The sequence below is a fragment of the Variovorax sp. J31P179 genome (assembly GCF_030316985.1).
GTDB classification, from domain to species: Bacteria; Pseudomonadota; Gammaproteobacteria; order Burkholderiales; family Burkholderiaceae_C; genus Variovorax; species Variovorax ginsengisoli_B.
Genome location: NZ_JASZYL010000010.1, coordinates 74,631 through 93,968 on the forward strand (window position 1 = coordinate 74,631; position 19,338 = coordinate 93,968).

The 19,338-nt window shown below is 66.5% G+C and carries 16 protein-coding genes and 1 pseudogene; 4 read left to right on the forward strand and 13 right to left on the reverse strand.

Annotated elements, in window-relative coordinates:
• Positions 1-66: 66 nt before the first annotated feature.
• Positions 67-948 carry a class I SAM-dependent methyltransferase gene (locus tag QTI17_RS24280; RefSeq protein ID WP_286536223.1) on the forward strand — a complete coding sequence of 294 codons (882 nt, stop codon included), beginning with the start codon at positions 67-69 and terminating at the stop codon, positions 946-948.
• Positions 949-1,026: 78 nt separating this feature from the next.
• Here the strand turns inward: QTI17_RS24280 and QTI17_RS24285 are convergent.
• The 13 genes and pseudogenes from QTI17_RS24285 to serA form a co-directional block, all read right to left on the reverse strand.
• A pseudogene (locus QTI17_RS24285) lies at positions 1,027-1,299 on the reverse strand (IS5/IS1182 family transposase); the annotation flags it as partial.
• A gap of 115 nt (positions 1,300-1,414) precedes the next feature.
• Positions 1,415-3,220: an aspartate--tRNA ligase gene (aspS, locus tag QTI17_RS24290; RefSeq protein ID WP_286536224.1), complete on the reverse strand. Its 1,806-nt coding sequence runs from the start codon at positions 3,218-3,220 to the stop codon at positions 1,415-1,417.
• Positions 3,221-3,253: 33 nt separating this feature from the next.
• A complete protein-coding gene (locus tag QTI17_RS24295; RefSeq protein ID WP_286536225.1) occupies positions 3,254-3,874 on the reverse strand; it encodes a DUF502 domain-containing protein in 621 nt (206 codons plus the stop codon).
• 8 nt (positions 3,875-3,882) lie between these two features.
• A complete protein-coding gene (locus QTI17_RS24300; RefSeq protein ID WP_286536226.1) occupies positions 3,883-4,224 on the reverse strand; it encodes an FmdB family zinc ribbon protein in 342 nt (113 codons plus the stop codon).
• Positions 4,225-4,311: 87 nt separating this feature from the next.
• On the reverse strand, positions 4,312-5,760 hold the full coding sequence (locus tag QTI17_RS24305) for a high affinity choline transporter 1 (protein ID WP_286523388.1): 1,449 nt from the start codon (positions 5,758-5,760) through the stop codon (positions 4,312-4,314).
• A gap of 16 nt (positions 5,761-5,776) precedes the next feature.
• On the reverse strand, positions 5,777-7,342 hold the full coding sequence (gene ubiB, locus QTI17_RS24310) for a ubiquinone biosynthesis regulatory protein kinase UbiB (RefSeq protein ID WP_286523389.1): 1,566 nt from the start codon (positions 7,340-7,342) through the stop codon (positions 5,777-5,779).
• Positions 7,339-7,890, reverse strand: a complete 552-nt coding sequence (locus QTI17_RS24315; RefSeq protein ID WP_286536227.1) for a ubiquinone biosynthesis accessory factor UbiJ — start codon at positions 7,888-7,890, stop codon at positions 7,339-7,341. Before QTI17_RS24315 ends, ubiB begins: the two co-directional genes overlap by 4 nt.
• A gap of 59 nt (positions 7,891-7,949) precedes the next feature.
• A complete protein-coding gene (locus QTI17_RS24320) occupies positions 7,950-8,999 on the reverse strand; it encodes a Tim44 domain-containing protein (protein WP_286536229.1) in 1,050 nt (349 codons plus the stop codon).
• Positions 9,000-9,027: 28 nt separating this feature from the next.
• Complete coding sequence (ubiE, locus tag QTI17_RS24325; RefSeq protein ID WP_286523393.1) at positions 9,028-9,759, reverse strand: bifunctional demethylmenaquinone methyltransferase/2-methoxy-6-polyprenyl-1,4-benzoquinol methylase UbiE; 732 nt, start codon at positions 9,757-9,759, stop codon at positions 9,028-9,030.
• Positions 9,760-9,829: 70 nt separating this feature from the next.
• On the reverse strand, positions 9,830-10,261 hold the full coding sequence (locus QTI17_RS24330; protein ID WP_286536230.1) for a gamma-butyrobetaine hydroxylase family protein: 432 nt from the start codon (positions 10,259-10,261) through the stop codon (positions 9,830-9,832).
• Complete coding sequence (locus tag QTI17_RS24335) at positions 10,261-10,704, reverse strand: HIT family protein (RefSeq protein ID WP_286536232.1); 444 nt, start codon at positions 10,702-10,704, stop codon at positions 10,261-10,263. The genes QTI17_RS24330 and QTI17_RS24335 overlap by 1 nt, the downstream gene beginning before the upstream one ends.
• On the reverse strand, positions 10,704-14,591 hold the full coding sequence (locus tag QTI17_RS24340; RefSeq protein WP_286536233.1) for a DUF3683 domain-containing protein: 3,888 nt from the start codon (positions 14,589-14,591) through the stop codon (positions 10,704-10,706). The genes QTI17_RS24335 and QTI17_RS24340 overlap by 1 nt, the downstream gene beginning before the upstream one ends.
• 96 nt (positions 14,592-14,687) lie before the next feature.
• Entirely contained in the window at positions 14,688-15,917 is a 1,230-nt protein-coding gene (gene serA, locus QTI17_RS24345) for a phosphoglycerate dehydrogenase (RefSeq protein WP_286536234.1), read from the reverse strand.
• Positions 15,918-16,100: 183 nt separating this feature from the next.
• Here serA and ugpB point away from each other — a divergent pair, with 183 nt between their 5' ends.
• The 3 genes from ugpB (at position 16,101) to ugpE (ending at position 19,301) form a co-directional block, all read left to right on the forward strand.
• Positions 16,101-17,411 (forward strand): sn-glycerol-3-phosphate ABC transporter substrate-binding protein UgpB, encoded by a 1,311-nt coding sequence (ugpB, locus tag QTI17_RS24350; protein WP_286536236.1) that lies wholly within the window; start codon positions 16,101-16,103, stop codon positions 17,409-17,411.
• A gap of 157 nt (positions 17,412-17,568) precedes the next feature.
• Positions 17,569-18,450 (forward strand): sn-glycerol-3-phosphate ABC transporter permease UgpA, encoded by an 882-nt coding sequence (gene ugpA / locus QTI17_RS24355; protein ID WP_286523401.1) that lies wholly within the window; start codon positions 17,569-17,571, stop codon positions 18,448-18,450.
• Entirely contained in the window at positions 18,450-19,301 is an 852-nt protein-coding gene (gene ugpE / locus QTI17_RS24360) for a sn-glycerol-3-phosphate ABC transporter permease UgpE (RefSeq protein WP_286536237.1), read from the forward strand. Before ugpA ends, ugpE begins: the two co-directional genes overlap by 1 nt.
• The last annotated feature ends 37 nt before the right edge of the window (positions 19,302-19,338 follow it).

Here is a 19,338-nt window from a genome sequence, read left to right on the forward strand (position 1 = left end):
AACTGGGTCTTGATGCAACGCCAAGGCCCTTTGCAACTCAACCAAAACACTCACATAAAGGCCACCTTGAACCTCTGGCAAGACTTTCTCATCAACGACAACAAATCAATGCGGAAGTGGGTTCACTACTTCCCAATCTATGAGCGGCATTTCGCGTCATTTAGAAACAAGTCAATTACTTTTCTGGAGGTCGGCGTTCACAGCGGAGGCTCACTCCAGATGTGGCAGCGGTACTTCGGCCCCTTTGCCAGAGTCGTCGGCATCGACATTGATCCCCAGTGCGCAGAACATGAATCGCCGGGCATCTTCGTCCGGATCGGCGACCAGTCCGACCCGCAGTTCCTACAGGAACTGATCGACGAGTTCGGCATCCCCGATGTGATCTTGGACGACGGCAGTCACATGATGGCGCACATGCGCAGTACGTTCGATTTCTTCTACCCAAGGATGCACAAGAATGCCGTCTACATGGTGGAAGACATGCACACAGCTTACTGGAGCGAGTTCGGCGGAGGCGTGGACAACCCCGAGTCGTTCATGAACTTCGCCAAAGACTGTGCCGACAGGCTGAATTGGAGCCACAGTCGCGGAACAGTTGCCCCCGATTACATCGGCAAGCAAACGTTGTGCGTGAGTTTCTATGACAGCATCGTCGCGTTTGAAAAGGGCGACGTGTGGTGGAAGGACGCGCCATGGACGGGCGAAGGCAGAGAAGGCCTGTACGGGAAAGGCGTTGTCCGCCCTGCCGCCTCTCCAGACGCTCCGAGCCGTGCCGATCTTGCGCTTTTGACCCAGGCAGAAGACCGGCGCAAGGCCAGCGATGCGCAAAATCCAGAACTGACGGCCGCCAATCTCCGCCTGCGCGACGAGATCGCCGCATTGCGGGCCAGCACCTCATGGCGCGCGACCGCCTTGCCTCGACGCATCTCAGGCTGGCTGAAGCGCTAAAGGCATGATCGGGATGAGCAGCAGTCGTGGACTGCGCCCCTCCCACCACTCGGCATGCGGGTCCGCACAGGGCCCGGCCTGCGCCACCTTGCGCTGGACCTCGCGCTGCACGACGCCCAAGACCGTGCGCTGACGCTTGAGGACCTTCTTCAAGCGCTTGACCTGTTTGCCATGGGCGTAGCTCCCGGGCGAGCCGGCGCAGGTTCTTGCCCTCGCGGGCGAAGGTCTGCTTGAGAGATGCCAGCGCGCCGGGCGGAGGCCACGACCTTGTGTCGTGCGATCTCGAGCAGGCGGCTGTCCACCGGATCGGCAATGGCCTTCTCGGACGGCGGTATCCACGATCACGCGCTCGTTCGCTGTGATCAGCTTGCGGGAGGACTCCAACTCCAAGAGTGCGCCCAGGCTGGCCGCACCAAAAAAAAAGGGCGCCCGAAGGCGCCCCTGGTCTGCTGCCGCCTTGGCCGCCTCAGGCGGCCTGCGGCGCGTTGCGCAGCTTGATGTGCAGCTCGCGCAGCTGCTTCTCGTCGACCGGGCTCGGCGCCTGCGTCAGCAGGTCCTGGGCGCGCTGGGTCTTCGGGAAGGCGATCACGTCGCGGATCGACTCGGCGCCGGTCATGAGCATCACCAGGCGGTCGAGCCCGATCGCGATGCCGCCGTGCGGGGGCGCGCCGTACTGCAGCGCGTCCAGCAGGAAGCCGAACTTGTTCTGCGCATCCTCGGCGCTGATCTTGAGCGCGCGGAACACCTTGCTCTGCACTTCCTCGCGATGGATACGGACCGAGCCGCCGCCCATCTCGATGCCGTTGAGCACCATGTCGTAGGCCTTGGCGATGCACTTCTCGGGCGCCGTGTCCATGAGGTCCTCGTGGCCGTCCTTGGGCGCGGTGAACGGATGGTGCACCGCCGACCAGCGCTGGCCTTCCTCATCGAACTCGAACATCGGGAAGTCGACCACCCAGAGCGGCGCCCAGCGGTCGTCGAACAGGCCGTTCTTCTTGCCGAAGGGGCTGTGGCCGATCTTCACGCGGAGCGCGCCGATGGCGTCGTTGACGACCTTTTCCTTGTCGGCGCCGAAGAAGATGATGTCGCCGTTGCGGGCACCGGTGCGGGCGATGATCTCGGCCAGCGTGCCGTCGTCGAGGTTCTTGACGATCGGGCTCTGCAGGCCTTCGCGGCCCAGCGCCGCGTCGTTGACCTTGATGTAGGCCAGGCCCTTGGCGCCGTAGATCTTGACGAATTCCTGGTAGCCGTCGATCTCGCCGCGCGACAGGCCGCCCTCACCGCCGCCGCCCGGCACGCGCAGCGCCACCACGCGGCCGCCGGCCATGGTGGCGGCATTGGCGAACACCTTGAATTCGACCCGCTTCATGAGCTCGGTGAGCTCGGTGAATTCGAGCTTCACGCGCAGGTCGGGCTTGTCGGAGCCGTACTTGAACATCGCGTCGGCGTAGCTCATGGTCGGGAACACCGGCAGCTCGATGCCGGCCGCATTGCGGAACACGTTGCGGATCATGCCCTCGAACATCTCGCGGATCTCCTCCTCGGACAGGAAAGAGGTCTCGATGTCGATCTGCGTGAACTCGGGCTGGCGGTCGGCGCGCAGGTCCTCGTCGCGGAAGCACTTGACGATCTGGTAGTAGCGGTCGTAGCCGGCCACCATCAGCAGCTGCTTGAAGAGCTGCGGCGACTGCGGCAGCGCGAAGAAGCTGCCGTCGTGCACGCGGCTCGGCACCAGGTAGTCGCGCGCGCCCTCGGGCGTCGACTTGCCGAGCATCGGCGTCTCGATGTCGATGAACCCGTTGGCGTCGAGGAACTTGCGCGCCTCCATCGTCACCTTGTAGCGCAGCATCATGTTGCGCTGCATCGCCGGACGGCGCAGGTCGAGAACGCGATGCGTGAGGCGGGTGGTCTCCGAGAGGTTGTCGTCGTCAAGCAGGAACGGCGGCGTCACCGACGGGTTCAGCACCTTCATCTCGTGGCACAGCACCTCGATCTTGCCGCTTTTGAGGTTGTCGTTGACCGTGCCTTCGGGGCGCGCGCGCACCAGGCCCGTGACCTGCACGCAGAATTCGTTGCGCAGGCCTTCGGCGGCGGCGAAGGTGGCGGCGCGATCGGGATCGCAGACCACCTGCACGTAGCCTTCGCGGTCGCGCAGGTCGATGAAGATCACGCCGCCGTGGTCACGCCGGCGGTTGACCCAGCCGCACAGGGTGACGGTCTGTCCGAGCAGGGCTTCGGTCACGAGACCGCAATAGATTGAACGCATGGCCATAGATGGATTCCCCGGCGCCGCATGGGCGCGTCTTTATTTGATCGCGATCGTCGCGGGGCCGCCAGGAACGACCACCCCCATCGACACGATGTACTTGAGCGCGTCGTCCACGCTCATCTTGAGTTCGATGCAGTCGCTGCGCTTGAGCATCACGAAATAGCCGCCCGTCGGGTTGGGCGTGGTCGGCACGTAGACGCCGAGATAGTCGCCGCCGCCCAGGTGGCCGACCACCTCATGGCCGGGCGTGCCGGTCACGAAGGCGATGGTCCAGGCGCCCGCGCGCGGCCACTCGATCAGCACCGCGGTGCGGAAGGCGTTGCCGTTCTCGGAGAACAGCGTGTCGGACACCTGCTTGACGCTGGAATAGATGGAGCGGACGACAGGGATGCGCCGCACCACGGCATCGCCCCAGCCGAGCAGGCGCTTGCCGACGAAATTGCTCGCGATGGCGCCGACCGACAGCAGGATGCCCAGAGTCAGCAGCACGCCGAGCCCGCGTACCTTGTGCTCGTTCAGGTACTGCTGCCACGTCTCGGGCAGCAGCCACAGCGTCTGGTCGAGCGTGCCGATGATCCAGTTCAGCACGCCCAGCGTGATGACCAGCGGCACGATGACCAGCAAGCCGGAGAGCAGCCATTTGCGCAGCGCGAGCATGGGGGGTCTCAGTCGCTGCCTGAAGAAGAAGCGGCAGGGGCCGGGGCCGCCGCGGCGGGCGCCGGGGCGCTGGCGGGCGCGGCGGCGGGTGCCGCGGCCGTGCCGTCAGCCGGCGCGGCGGCCGGGGGGGCGGCGGTCTTGTCGGCGCCGTCGCCCTTCTTGCCGCCACCGTCGCGGAAATCGGTCACGTACCAGCCCGAGCCCTTGAGCTGGAAGCCGGCGGCGGTGAGCTGCTTGCTGAACGCGCTCGCGCCGCAAGCCGGGCACTCCGAGAGCGGAGCGTCGGACATTTTCTGCAGCACGTCCTTGGCAAAGCCGCAGGCGCCGCACTTGTAGGCGTAGATAGGCATGGGATTGGAAAGCGGAAAAGGAGCGGCCGGCGGCCGCTCGCAAAGCCCTCGATTATAAGGGCGCCCCCGCTTTGGGCGGGCGGGCGTTCAGGCCGGATCGACCGCCAGGGGCCGATGCGGCGTGCGGGTGTTGGACACCCACTGCGGCGCCAGCGAGCCGGCCACCATGCCGCCGAACGAAGCCAGCAGGCCGGCCAGCTGGGCCGGGAACTCCTTGCCCCACGGCATTCCGAGGAACAGCAGCCAGGTCCCGATGCCCAGCACGACGGCCGCCACGGCGCCCTGGGTGGTCGCGCGCTGCCAGTAGAGGCCGCACACCAGGGGCACGAAGGCGCCCACCAGCGGGACCTGGTAGGCCCCGGACACCAGTTCGTAGATAGGGGTGCCCTGCATGCGGATCGCATAGGCCAGCACGGCCGCGCTGAACACCAGCACCGTGATGCGCATCGTCATCAGGTTGGACTTGTCGCTGCCCGCGGGCCGGAACTGGCGCCAGATGTTCTCGGTGAAGGTCACGCTCGGCGCCAGCAAGGTCGCCGAGGCGGTCGACTTGATGGCCGACAGCAGCGCGCCGAAGAACAGCACCTGCATCACGAAGGGCATCTTCTGCAGCACCAGCGTCGGCAGCACCTTCTGCGGATCGTCCTTCAGCAGGTCGGCGGTCTCGGCCGGCATGATCAGCAGCGCGCTCGCCACCAGGAACATCGGCACGAAGGCGAACAGGATGTAGGCGATGCCGCCGATGACCGGGCCGCGCGTGGCCGACTTGACGCTGTTGGCCGACATGACGCGCTGGAACACGTCTTGCTGCGGGATCGAGCCCAGCATCATGGTGATCGCGGCGGCGAAGAAGAAGACCATGTCCTTGTAGCTCGGCTCCGGCCAGAACCTGAACAGGTCCTTGCTGACCGCGAAGGCCACCACCTTGTCGGCGCCGCCGGCCATGTTGCCGGCGAAAACCGCGATCACGGCCAGCCCGAGCACCAGGATGATCATCTGGATGAAATCGGTGACCGCGACCGACCACATGCCGCCGAACAGGGTGTAGGCCAGGATCGAGACGACGCCGATCACCATGCCCAGGGAAACCCCGATCGCGCCGCCCGAGAGCACGTTGAACACCAGGCCCAGCGCCGTGACCTGGGCCGACACCCAGCCCAGGTAGCTCAGCATGATGATCAGCGAGCAGGCGATCTCGATGGAACGGCCGAAGCGCTCGCGGTAGTAGTCGCTGATGGTCAGCAGCGTCATGCGATAGAGCTTGCCGGCGAAGAAGAGGCCGACCAGGATCAGGCAGGTGCCGGCGCCGAACGGGTCTTCGATCACGCCGTTGAGCCCGCCCTCGATGAACTTGGCCGGAATGCCGAGCACGGTTTCGGAGCCGAACCAGGTGGCGAAGGTGGTCGTCACGATCATGTAGAGCGGCAGGTGCCGGCCGGCGATCGCGAAGTCGGTGGTGTTCTTCACCCGCCGGGCCGCATACAGGCCGATGGCGATGGTGACCAGCAGGTAGACGAAGACCAGTGTCAGCAGCACGGCAGCAATTCCTTCCTCAGAAAAGACGCACGCGCACCAGCACCTGCATCGCGATCAAGCCCAATACAAATCCCATGCCACCGTAGATGATCGCCTGCAGCAGCCGGTTGGTCCGCTTCTGTGCAGCCAGCAGTTCGAGCAGCTCGCGGCGGTGGTCCGGGGGGCGATTCTCCAGGAAATCGTGCATCAGTCGAGGCAGCTGCGGCAGCAATTTTGCGTAGCGCGGCGCCTCGGCGCGCAGCTGCTCGAACAGCTTGCGGGGGCCGATCTGGTCGGTCATCCACTTCTCGAGGAAGGGCTTGGCGGTGTGCCAGAGGTCGAGCTCGGGATCGAGCTGGCGACCCAGCCCCTCGATGTTGAGCAAGGTCTTCTGCAGCAGCACCAGCTGCGGCTGGATCTCGACCTGGAAACGGCGCGAGGTCTGGAACAGCCGCATCAGCACCATGCCGAGCGAAATCTCCTTCAGCGGCCGGTCGAAGTAGGGTTCGCAGACGGTGCGGATCGCCGCCTCGAGTTCGTCGATGCGGGTGCCGTGCGGCACCCAGCCGCTCTCGAGGTGCAGCTCGGCCACGCGCTTGTAGTCGCGGCGGAAGAAAGCGACGAAGTTCTGCGCCAGGTATTCCTTGTCCGACTCCGTCAGCGTGCCGATGATGCCGAAGTCGAGCGACACATAGCGCCCGAAGCTCTCCGGCTCGAGGCTGACCTGGATGTTGCCCGGGTGCATGTCGGCGTGGAAGAAGCCGTCGCGGAACACCTGGGTGAAGAAGATCGTGACGCCGTCGCGGGCCAGCTTCGGGATGTCGACGCCGGCCGCGCGCAGGCGGTCGAGCTGGGCGATCGGCACGCCCTTCATGCGCTCCATCACCATCACTTCGGGGTGGCAGAAGTCCCAGTACATCTCGGGGATCAGCACGAGGTTGAGCTTTTCCATGTTGCGCCGAAGCTGGGCCGCATTGGCCGCCTCGCGCACCAGGTCGAGCTCGTCGTGCAGGTACTTGTCGAACTCGGCGACCACCTCGCGCGGCTTCAGGCGCTTGCCGTCGGCCGACAGGCCCTCGACCCAGCCGGCCATCATGGCCATCAGGGCCAGGTCCTTCTCGATCACGTCGCGCATGCCCGGGCGCAGCACCTTGACCGCCGCGTCGCGCACCGAGCCATCGGCCAGGCGGACGGTGGCGAAGTGCACCTGGGCGATCGACGCGCTGGCCACCGGCGTCTCGTCGAACTGCACGAAGATGTCGCTCACCGGGCGTCGGAAGGCGCGCTCGATGGTCGCGATCGCCACCTTGGAGGGGAATGGCGGCACACGGTCCTGCAGCCAGGCCAGTTCGTCGGCGATGTCCGGCGGCAGCAGGTCGCGCCGGGTCGACAGCACCTGGCCGAACTTGACGAAGATCGGGCCCAGGCGTTCGAGCGCCTCGCGCAGCCGCTGGCCCCGCGGCGCGTCGAGATTGCGCCCGACCGAAACGATGCGTGCGACCACGCGCAGCCAGGGCTTCTGGAAACTCGTGAGGACGAGTTCGTCGAGGCCGTAGCGCAGTGCGACCCAGACGATGAATACGCCGCGGTAGATCCGCCTCATTCGGCTGCAGACCCGCCGGCCTTGCCCGGACGTTGGCCGACGAACTGCCGCAGCGCATCCACCACGCGGCGGGCCCCGGTCGCGACGGTGTGCGCGGGCACGTCGCCGATGGCGCGCGCCAGGTCATCCTCGACGTCCCAGCGCACGTGGTCGACCAGCCAGTTGATCTCGGCCGCCAGCTGCACGTCGCCCTCGATGCGCACCGCCGGCTTCTCGCCGTTGAAGGCCGCGCGGGCCAGGCCGAACGGCGAAGTCTCGGTGACGGTCAGCGTGAGTTCGGCGACGGCGCCTTCGGGCGCCAGGTCGAGCAGGCCGGCCGGCGTGGGGACGAACTGCATCGTCACGAAGCGCCACTCGAACTTCACCACCCGGCCCTGCAGCCGCAGCAGGCGCTGCTGGGCTTCAGGCTCCTGCTGGAGCACGTGGTTGAGGAACAGGACGGCGCGGTGCTGGACCTCGTGGACCGCCCACTCGGGGGGTTGGAGGCGGCTGCCGACGCGGTTCGCGAGGTCTTCCAGAAACGAAAAAGGGGACGATGGTGTAACCATGTCCCCATTATTCCCGCTCTTGACCCGGTCTTGCGACCAGGCCCAAGGGAAGTTCGCGTCTATTGCAATGCCTGGACGCCGGCCACCAGCCAGCCGCTGCCGCCCTTGGTGTCCTTGGTCATGTTCCAGACTTCACGGAAGGGGCTCGGGCCCGAGGACACGTCCTCGCGGATCATGCCGGAGAACTCGACGCTGGCCAGGTAGGCATCGGGCAGTTCCTCGATGCCGAGCAGCTTGGCGTCGAGCATCACGACTTCGGTCTTGTTCGGCTGGCCGCCGGTGTGGGTCTCGCGCTCGGCGAGCTGCTGGCGGATTTCGCCCACCATGCCGTCGGTCATCATCGAGCGCAGGGTGCCGATGTCGGCGCGGTCCCAGGCGTCCTGCAAGGTGACGAAGTTGCGCTTGGCCGCCGTCAGGAAGCCGTCGGCGTCGAAGCCCGCGGGGATGCCCCAGGATTGCGAGCCAGCCAGGGCCGAGCCGATCATGCTGCCGCCCGCGGCGGCGGCACCGGCCATCGACGAGCCGCCCGTGCGGTCGGCCGGATGGTCAGCAGGGGCCGCGCTGGCATCGAAAGCGGCGGCATGGTTCTCCCAGGGCCTGGCGGAGGCGTCGTTGCCGACGTTGCGCGGGCTGTACTGGGGCGGTGCGGTGGCATCGGCCGGGCTGCCCGCGCCCTGGAAGGCGAAGCCGCCGGCGCGCGGCGCGGCCGCGGCACGCGAGCGGGCCGAGAAGATCCGCCAGACCACCACGGCGGCCAGCACCAGCAGGCCGATCAGGAGGATGTTGCCGAAGGCGGCACCGAGGCCGAGCGAATGGGCGAGCCAGGCCAGGCCCAGGCCGGCCGCGAGGCCGCCGAGCATGCCGGCCCAAGGACGCTTGGGCGCCGCGGCCGCGGGCGCCGCCGGTGCCGGCTTGGCGGCCGTGGCGCTGTTCGCGGTCTGCGCCGGCGCGCCGGGCGTCGCGGGTGCGGCGGGCGGCGTCGCCTGACGCTGCGTCACGTTGCTGGATTGCCGGCCGAACGACTTGCCGCCACCCATGCGGGCGGCACTGGCATCGATGCTCACGACAGCCAATGCGCACACCAGCAACAAGGACCCAAACTTCTTCATGACGTCTCCTCTTCGGCCAAAAACAGCTTCAACACTTGATTCCAACATGCAGGGCGACCACGCCGCCCGTCATGTTGTGATAGTCCACATGACCGAAACCGCCCTCCTTCATGAGGGTCTTGAGGTCTTCCTGGTCCGGATGCATGCGGATCGACTCTGCCAGGTAGCGGTAGCTGGCGTCGTCGCCCGCCACCACCTTGCCCAGGCGCGGCAGCACGCTGAACGAATACCAGTCGTAGGCCTTTCGCAGCGGCTTGGCGACTTTGGAGAATTCGAGCACCAGCAACTTGCCGCGCGGCTTCAGAACGCGGTTCATTTCTTTCAGCGCCGCATCCTTGTGCGTCATGTTGCGCAGGCCGAAGGCGACGGTCACGACATCGAAGTGGTTGTCGGGGAACGGCAGCTTCTCGGCATCGCAGACCAGCGTGGGCAGGACGACGCCGGCGTCGAGCAGGCGGTCGCGGCCGGTGCGCAGCATGGCCTCGTTGATGTCGGTGTGGACCACCTCGCCGCTGGCGCCCACCTTCTTGGCAAAGGCCAGCGCGAGGTCGCCGGTGCCGCCGGCGATGTCCAGCACCTTCGATCCTTCGCCGACGTTCGCGACCATCACCGTGTAGGCCTTCCAGGCGCGGTGAAGGCCCATCGACATCAGGTCGTTCATGAGGTCGTAGCGCGAGGCGACCGAATCGAAGACGCCGCGCACGCGCGTGGCCTTGTCGCTTTCGTCGACCGATTCGAATCCGAAATGGGTGGTGCTCATACCTCCGATGTTAGGCCGGAAGCGTTCACCTCAAGCCGGATACCCCGCAAGGAATCCGGAATTTCGTCGCTCAGTGGTTGCCGCAGGCGTGTCCGCCGTGGCCTGAAGCCGCGGCTTTTTCGGCCATCGGCGCGTCGCGATCGACGCCGGCCGCAGCCAGGCGCTGTTCGTACGCGGCCCAGAGCTCGGCCTCCCGGGCGCCGAGGTCGTAGAGCAGGTCCCACGAGAAGATGCCGGTGTCGTGGCCATCGCTGAAGGTCGGCTGCACCGCATAGTTGCCGACCGGCTGCAGGTCGACCAGCTCGACATTGCGCTTGCCCGTCTGCAGCACCTCCTGCCCGGGCCCGTGGCCCTGAACCTCGGCCGAGGGCGAATAGATCCGCATCAGCTCGAATGGGATGCGGAAGGTCGCGCCGTCGGAAAAGCCGACCTCCAGCACGCGCGACTGGCCGTGCACCGTGATCGACTGGGGGGTCGGTGCGCCCGCCTGCAAACCTGCCATCAGAAACTCCTTGTCGCCAGCTGCTGGATCATGTCGCGTTCCAGCAGCTGCAATTGTTGCGCGATCGCCTGCTCGCGCTGCGGGTCGGCCGGACGCTGCGCCGCGGCCCACACGGGCGAAGGAAAGCGGCTGTCCCAGTCGAAGCGCGCGATCACGTGCCAATGCAGGTGCGGCACCATGTTGCCGAGGGCCGCCAGGTTGATCTTGGCGGGCGACAGATGCGCCCGCAAACATTGCTCCACCACGGCCACGGCCTCCATGCAGAGGGCGCGGTCGTCGGGCGCCAGGTCGGACCATTCGGCCACATGGTCGGCCCAGACCACCCGGTAGAAGGCCGGGAAGTCCGCCTCGGCCGCATGGATGACACGCAGCTTCGCGCCCTGGAAGACCAGGCGGCCGCCCGGTTCGTCGCACAGCGGGCACCCCGCGACACGCAGCGTCATCACACCAGCACGCGTTCGATGCCGCCCTGGTTGGCGGCCGCGACATAGGCCGGCATCCAGTCGGCGCCGAGAATCTTGTTGGCCATCTCGACCACGATGTAGTCGGCTTCGAGCAGGCCGTTGTTCAGGTCGTTGCCGTAGCGGCTCAGGCCCTGCAGGCAGCTCGGGCAGCTGGTGAGGATCTTGACGTTGGCGCCGGGGGCCACTTGGCCGGCTTCGCGCAGCGCGGTCTCGCCCTTCTTCAGTTCCTCTTCCTTGCGGAAGCGGATCTGCGTCGAGATGTCCGGCCGGGTCACGCCCAGCGTGCCGGATTCGCCGCAGCAGCGGTCGTTCTTGAGCACGTTGCCGCCCACCAGCGCCTTCACGGTCTTCATCGGGTCCTGCAGCTTCATCGGCGTGTGGCAGGGGTCGTGGTAGAGGTAGCCGCCACCGCCCGCATCGCCGAGCGTGATGCCTTTCTCGAGCAGGTATTCGTGGATGTCGATGATCCGGCAGCCCGGGAAGATCTTGTCGAACTGGTAGCCCTGAAGCTGGTCGTAGCAGGTGCCGCAGCTCACCACCACGGTCTTGATGTCGAGGTAGTTGAGCGTGTTGGCGACGCGGTGGAAGAGCACCCGGTTGTCGGTGATCATCTTCTCGGCCTTGTCGAACTGGCCGCTGCCGCGCTGCGGATAGCCGCAGCACAGGTAGCCCGGCGGCAGCACGGTCTGCACGCCCGCATGCCACAGCATCGCCTGGGTGGCGAGGCCGACCTGCGAGAACAGGCGCTCCGAGCCGCAGCCCGGGAAATAGAACACCGCCTCGGTCTCGGGCGTGGTCGCCTGCGGGTTGCGGATGATCGGGACGTAGTCGGCATCCTCGATGTCCAGCAGCGCCCGCGCCGTCTTCTTGGGCAAGCCGCCCGGCATCTTCTTGTTGATGAAGTGGATCACCTGCTCCTTGAGCGGTGCCGGGCCCAGCGTCGCCGGCGGGGCGGCGGTCTGCTTCTTCGCCAGGCCGCGCAGCAGGTCGTTGGCCATGCGCTGGGCCTTGAAGCCGATGTCGACCATGCCGGTGCGCATCAGCTTGATGGTCTGCGGACTGGTCGCATTGAGGAAGAACATCGCCGCCGCATTGCCGGGCCGGAACGACTTCTGCCCCATCTTGCGCAGCAGGTTGCGCATGTTCATCGAGACGTCGCCGAAGTCGATGTTGACCGGGCACGGCGTCAGGCACTTGTGGCACACGGTGCAGTGGTCGGCGACGTCCTCGAACTCTTCCCAGTGCTTGATGCTGACGCCGCGCCGGGTCTGCTCCTCGTACAGGAAGGCCTCGACCAGCAGCGAGGTGGCGAGGATCTTGTTGCGCGGCGAATAGAGCAGGTTGGCGCGCGGCACGTGGGTGGCGCACACCGGCTTGCACTTGCCGCAGCGCAGGCAGTCCTTGACGCTGTCGGCGATGGCGCCGATGTCGCTCTGCTGCATGATGATCGACTCGTGCCCCATGAGGCCGAAGCTCGGCGTATAGGCGTTGGTCAGGTCGGCATGCAGCGCCCGCCCGTCGGGGCCGGCATGCGCGCTGCCGCGCAGCAGCTTGCCCTTGTTGAAGCGGCCTTCGGGGTCGACCTTCTTCTTGTAGTCGGTGAAGGGCTGCAGTTCGGCGTCGCTCAGGAACTCGAGCTTGGTGATGCCGATGCCATGCTCGCCCGAGATCACGCCGTCGAGGCTGCGCGCCAGCGCCATGATGCGGACCACCGCCGCATGCGCGGTCTGCAGCATCTCGTAGTTGTCGCTGTTGACCGGGATGTTGGTGTGGACGTTGCCGTCGCCGGCGTGCATGTGCAGCGCGATCCAGACCCGGCCCTTGAGCACCTGCTGGTGGATGTCGTTGCATGCAGCCAGGATCGGCGCGAACTCGGCGCCGGTGAAGATCGCCGCCAGCGGCTCGCGCAGCTGGGTCTTCCAGCTGGCGCGCAGCGCGTGGTCCTGCAGCTGCGGGAACAGGGCCTGGACCTGGTCGAGCCATCCCTGCCACAGGGCACGGACCTCGCGCACCAGCGCCAGCCCTTCGCCCACGCGGCCTTCCAGCAGCTCGGCGGCCGGCAGGTCGTTGGCGTCCTCGCGCTTGCCCAGCGGCAGGTTGCCGCGCGCCAGGAAATCTTCCAGCGCATCGGCCAGCGCGATCTTGTTCTGCAGCGACAGCTCGATGTTGATGCGCTCGATGCCGTCGGTGTACTCGGCCATCCGCGGCAGCGGGATCACCACGTCCTCATTGATCTTGAAGGCGTTGGTGTGCCGGCTGATGGCGGCGGTGCGCTTGCGGTCGAGCCAGAACTTCTTGCGCGCCTCGGGGCTGATCGCGATGAAGCCCTCGCCGCTGCGCGAGTTGGCGATGCGCACCACCTCGGAGGTGACGCGCGCCACCGTGTCGGCGTCGTCGCCGGCGATGTCGCCGAACAGCACCATCTTCGGCAGGCCGCCGTGGCGCTTGGACTTGGTCGCGTAGCCGACCGCCTTGAGATAGCGGTCGTCCAGGTGCTCCAGCCCCGCCAGCAGGACGCCCGAGCGCTTCTGCTCGGCGAACATGAAGTCCTTGATCTCGACGATGCTGGGCACCGCGTCCTTGGCATTGCCGAAGAACTCGAGGCACACGGTGCGGGTGTGGGCCGGCATGCGGTGCACGATCCAGCGGCAGCTGGTGATCAGGCCGTCGCAGCCTTCCTTCTGGATGCCGGGCAGTCCCGAGAGGAACTTGTCGGTCACGTCCTTGCCCAGGCCTTCCTTGCGGAAGGTCTTGCCGGGGATCTCGAGCCGCTCGGTGCGCAAGGGCGTCTTGCCGTCGGCGGCGAAATACTGCAGTTCGAACACGGCGCTCTCGGCGTCGTGGATCTTGCCGAGGTTGTGGCCGATGCGCGTGACCTCGAGCCATTCGGCGTCCGGCGTCACCATGCGCCAGGAAGCCAGGTTGTCGAGCGCGGTGCCCCACAGCACCGCCTTCTTGCCACCGGCGTTCATCGCCACGTTGCCGCCCACGCACGAGGCCTCGGCCGAAGTCGGGTCGACCGCGAAGACGAAGCCGCCGCGCTCGGCCGCATCGGCCACCCGCTGCGTGACCACGCCGGCCTCGGTCCAGATGGTCGCCACCGGTACATTGAGACCCGGCAGCGCGCGCATCTCGACCTCGGTCATGGCCTCGAGTTTCTCGGTGTTGATGACCGCGCTGTTCCAGGTGAGCGGGATCGCACCGCCCGTGTAGCCGGTGCCGCCGCCGCGCGGCACGATGGTCAGGCCGAGCTCGATGCAGCTCTTGACCAGGCCCGCCATCTCGGCCTCGGTGTCGGGCGTCAGCACCACGAACGGGTATTCCACCCGCCAGTCGGTGGCGTCGGTCACGTGCGATACGCGCGACAGGCCGTCGAACTTGATGTTGTCCTTGGCCGTGACCCGCCGCAGCGCCCGCGTGGCCTTGCGCCGCAGCGCCGCCACGTCGCGGAACATGGCGTCGAAGGCGGTCACCGCCTGCGCCACCAGGTCGGTCAGTTCGCCGACCGAGACGTCGCGCTGGGCGTCGCTGGCGGGCGTGCGGCGCTTCTGCACCTCGCCCAGCCGGTGGTTGAGCGCCTCGACCAGCTGGCCGCGCCGGCGCGGGTTGTCCAGCAGGTCGTCGACCAGGTAGGGGTTGCGCTGGACCACCCAGATGTCGCCCAGCACCTCGTAAAGCATCCGGGCCGAACGGCCGGTGCGGCGCTCGGAGCGCAGGCTCTGCAGCAGTTCCCAGCCGCGCTCGCCCAGCAGGCGAATGACGATCTCGCGATCGGAGAAGCTGGTGTAGTTGTAGGGGATCTCACGCAGTCGCGCGGGCTCTGCGGCCTGCGACAACAACGCCGTCAACGCGGTCGGAGCATTCATCGGGGAGTGGCCTCGGTCGGGCGCTGCGCGCCCATCAACCAGGGGTGGGGATTTTAAGGCAGCACCGGCCGGCGTGCGGCGGCAGGGGCATCGCCCCTAGAAGAGGACCCGGCTGCGGATCGTGCCCGGCACCTTGGCCAGCTTCTCGAGCGCGAGGTCGGACGAGGCGGCGTCGATGTCGGTCACCACGTAGCCGACCTTCTCGTTGGTCTGCAGGAACTGCGAGGCGATGTTGATGTGGTTGTCGGAAAAGATCCGGTTGATCTCCGACAGCACGCCCGGGACGTTGCGGTGCACGTGCAGCAGCCGGTGCTTGCCCGGGTGCGCCGGCAGCGCCACCTCGGGGAAGTTCACGGACGAGGTCGAGGTGCCGTTGTCGCTGTACTTCACCAGCTTCTCGGCCACCTCGAGGCCGATGTTGGCCTGGGCTTCCATGGTGGAGCCGCCGATGTGCGGCGTCAGGATCACGTTGTCGAGTCCGCGCAGCGGCGACTGGAACTCGTCCTTGTTGCTGCGCGGCTCGACCGGGAAGACGTCGACCGCGGCGCCCAGCAGCTTCTTGGCCTTCAGCGCCTCGGCCAGCGGCTCGATCTCGACCACGGTGCCGCGCGAGGCGTTGATCAGGATCGCGCCGGGCTTCATGGCGGCGATCTCGGCGGCGCCGATCATCCATTGCGTGGCCTGGGTCTCGGGCACGTGCAGGCTCACGATGTCGCTCTGCGCGAGCAGGTCGGGCAACAGCCGCACCTGGCGGGCGTTGCCGAGCGGCAGCTTGGTGACGACGTCGAAGAAGGCGACCTGCATGCCGAGCGCCTCGGCCAGCACCGACAGCTGGGCGCCGATCGAGCCGTAGCCGACGATGCCGAGCGTCTTGCCGCGGATCTCGAAGGCGTTGTCGGCCGACTTGAGCCAACCGCCGCGGTGGGCCACCGCGCTTTTCTCGGGCACGCCGCGCAGCAGCAGGATGGCTTCGGCCAGCACCAGTTCGGCGACCGAGCGGGTGTTCGAATAGGGCGCATTGAAGACCGCCACGCCGTGTTCGCGCGCGGCTTCCAGGTCGACCTGGTTGGTGCCGATGCAGAAGCAGCCGACTGCCACCAGCTTCTGGGCCTCGGCGAACACCTCGGCGGTCAGTTGCGTGCGTGAGCGGATCCCGAGGAAATGGACGTCGGCGACGCGGGCCTTGAGTTCGGCGTCCGGCAAGGCGCCCGGGAGCGATTCGATGTTGCTGTAGCCGGCGGCCCGCAGCACCTCGACGGCCGAGGGGTGGATGCCCTCGAGCAGGAGAAACTTGATCTTGCTTTTGTCGAGTGAAGTCTTGCTCATTCCGGGGCCAGGAAGTCGAGGGACGATGCTAGCATGGTGCGCCGCAGCATGCAGCGCACGCCGCGGCGCACCAAAAGGGTTTCCCCCGTTGGTGCACACTCCGGGATTGTCAAAAAATGTGACGCTGTCGTGTCATACGCACGACCTAGCATCCGCGCTTTCATTTCCCCCTCAGGAGTCTTCATGCGATTCAAAACGCTCGCCATGGCATCGGCGCTGGCTGTGACGCTTTCCACTTCCGCGTTGGCACAGACCGAGATCCAGTGGTGGCATTCCATGACCGCCGTCAACGGCGAATGGGTCAACGACCTGGCCCGGCAGTTCAACGAGAGCCAGAAAGAATTCAAGATCGTGCCGACCTACAAGGGCCAGTACGACGAATCGATGACCGCCGCCGTCGCCGCCTTCCGGGCCGGCAACGCGCCGCACATCCTGCAGGTGTTCGAAGTCGGCACCGCGACCATGATGGCCAGCAAGGGCGCCATCGTCCCGGTCGGCCAGGTCATGAAGGATGCCGGCGAGAAGTTCGACCCGAGCGCCTACATCCCCGCGGTTGCCGGCTACTACACGGCGCCCAGCGGCCAGATGCTGAGCTTCCCGTTCAACAGCTCGACCACCATCTTCTATTTCAACAAGGACGCCTTCAAGGCGGCCGGCCTGCCCACCGACAAGGCGCCCGCCACCTGGCCCGAGGTGGTCGCCGCCGCCGCCAAGCTCAAGGCCAGCGGCCACAAGTGCCCGTTCACGACCGCCTGGCAGAACTGGACCCAGATCGAGAGCTTCTCGGCCTGGCACAACGTCGAGTTCGCGAGCAAGAACAACGGCCTGTCCGGCCTGGACACCCGCCTGAAAGTCAATTCGCCGCTGCACCAACGCCACGTCGAGAACCTCGCGAGCATGGCCAAGCAGGGCCTGTTCATCTACAAGGGCCGCGGCAACGTGCCCGAGGCTTCGTTCGTGTCGGGCGAGTGCGCCATGATCGCCACCTCGTCGGGCTTCTACGGCAACGTGGCGAAGAACGCCAAGTTCGCCTACGGCCTGACCGCGCTGCCCTACTACCCCGATGTCCCGGGCGCGCCCCAGAACACGGTCATCGGCGGCGCCAGCCTGTGGGTGATGGCGGGCAAGAAGCCCGAGGAGTACAAGGGCATCGCCAAGTTCTTCAGCTTCATCTCGACGCCTGAAGTGCAGTCGGCCAGCCACAAGCGCACCGGCTACCTGCCGATCACCACAGCCGCCTACCAGCTCACCGACAAGTCCGGCTTCTACAAGGAACACCCGGGGACCGACGTCGCCGTGACCCAGATGATCCGCAAGGTGACCGACAAGAGCCGCGGCATCCGCCTGGGCAACTACGTCCAGATCCGCGCCATCGAGGACGAAGAGCTCGAACAGGTCTGGAGCGGCAAGAAGACCGCCAAGGAAGCCCTCGACGCCATCGTGACCCGCGGCAACGAGCAACTGGAAAAGTTCCAGAAAGCTAACAAGGGCTGAAAGCCCTTGTTGGCTTGCGCTGCATTGCCGCACCCCTCCCAACCCTCCCCGCCGGGCGGGGAGGGCTCCTGCTGGCGGGGCTGACACAGTTGAGACACAGTTAGACTCGCAGCCCCGCCGGGCTCAAGAATCGGCGGGGTTTCTTTTTGAGGGATCCATGGAAAAACGCGTCGTCTTTCGCTCGGGCTGGCTGCCGTGGGCGCTGCTCGCGCCGCAGATGATCGTCATCATCGTGTTCTTCTTCTGGCCGGCGAGCCAGGCGCTGCTGCAGTCGATGCAGATGCAGGACGCGTTCGGCACCTCGACCGAATGGGTCGGCCTCGACAACTTCAAGCAGCTGTTCGCGGACCCGAAGTACATCGCCTCGTTCGAGACCACGGCGCTGTTCTCGATCCTGGTGGCCTTCTTCGGCCTCACGATCTCGCTGGTGCTGGCGGTCTTCGCGGACCGCATCGTGCGCGGGGCGATGATCTACAAGACGCTGCTGATCCTGCCGTACGCGGTGGCGCCCGCGGTGGCCGCGGTGCTCTGGGTCTTCATGTTCTCGCCCTCGCTGGGCGTGGTGGCGTACGCATTGGCCAAGGTCGGCATCGACTGGAACCACCTGCTCAACGGGACCCACGCCATGACCCTGATCGTCATGGCGGCGGTCTGGAAGCAGATCTCCTACAACTTCCTGTTCTTCCTGGCCGGCCTGCAGTCGATCCCCAAGTCGCTGATCGAGGCGGCGGCCATCGACGGCGCCGGACCCTGGCGCCGCTTCTGGACCGTGCAGTTCCCGCTGCTGTCGCCGACCACCTTTTTCCTGCTGGTGATCAACGTGGTGTACGCCTTCTTCGACACCTTCGCGATCGTCGATGCCGCGACCCAGGGCGGGCCGGGCCGCGCCACCACGATCCTGGTCTACAAGGTCTACTACGACGGCTTCAAGGCGATGGACCTCGGCGGCTCGGCCGCGCAGTCGGTCGTGCTGATGGCGATCGTCGTCGTTCTCACGGTCGTCCAGTTCCGCTATGTCGAGAAAAAGGTGAACTACTGATGGTCGAGCGAAACCCGTCCCTGGGCATCCTGGCCCACGCCGTGATGATCTTCGGCGTGCTGATCGTCGCCTTCCCGCTCTATCTGGCGTTCGTGGCGTCGAGCCACACGGCGCAGGAGATCGTCCAGGCACCGATGCCGCTCCTGCCCGGCGGCCACCTCTGGGAGACCTACAAGTCGGCCCTGTTCGGCCGCACGGCCGGCGCCGGCTCGACCGCGCCGGTGGCCCGCATGATGTGGGTCAGCCTGGTGACGGCGCTGGTCATCACCTTCGGCAAGATCGCGATCTCGCTGCTCTCGGCGTTCGCGGTCGTGTACTTCCGCTTTCCGTTCAAGTCGCTTTGCTTCTGGGCCATCTTCATCACCCTGATGCTGCCGGTCGAGGTCCGCATCGGTCCGACCTACCAGGTGGTGTCGGACCTCGGCATGCTCAACAGCTACGCCGGCCTGACGGTGCCGCTGATCGCCTCGGCGACCGCGACCTTCCTGTTCCGGCAGTTCTTCCTGACCGTGCCCGACGAGCTGATCGAGGCCGCCCGCATGGACGGCGCCGGCCCGATGCGCTTCTTCTGGGACGTGCTGCTGCCGCTGTCGAAGACCTCGATCGCGGCGCTGTTCGTGATCCAGTTCATCTACGGCTGGAACCAGTACCTGTGGCCGCTGCTCGCCACCACCAGCGAAGACATGTACCCGGTGGTGATCGGCATCAAGCGGATGATCGCCGGCGGCGACGGACAGAACGAATGGAACATCGTGATGGCGACCGCGCTGCTGGCCATGCTGCCGCCCGCACTGGTGGTGATCCTGATGCAGAAATGGTTCGTCAAGGGACTGGTGGACACCGAGAAGTGACCCGCCCACCCTCCCCGGTCCACCCCTTGCCTTCAAC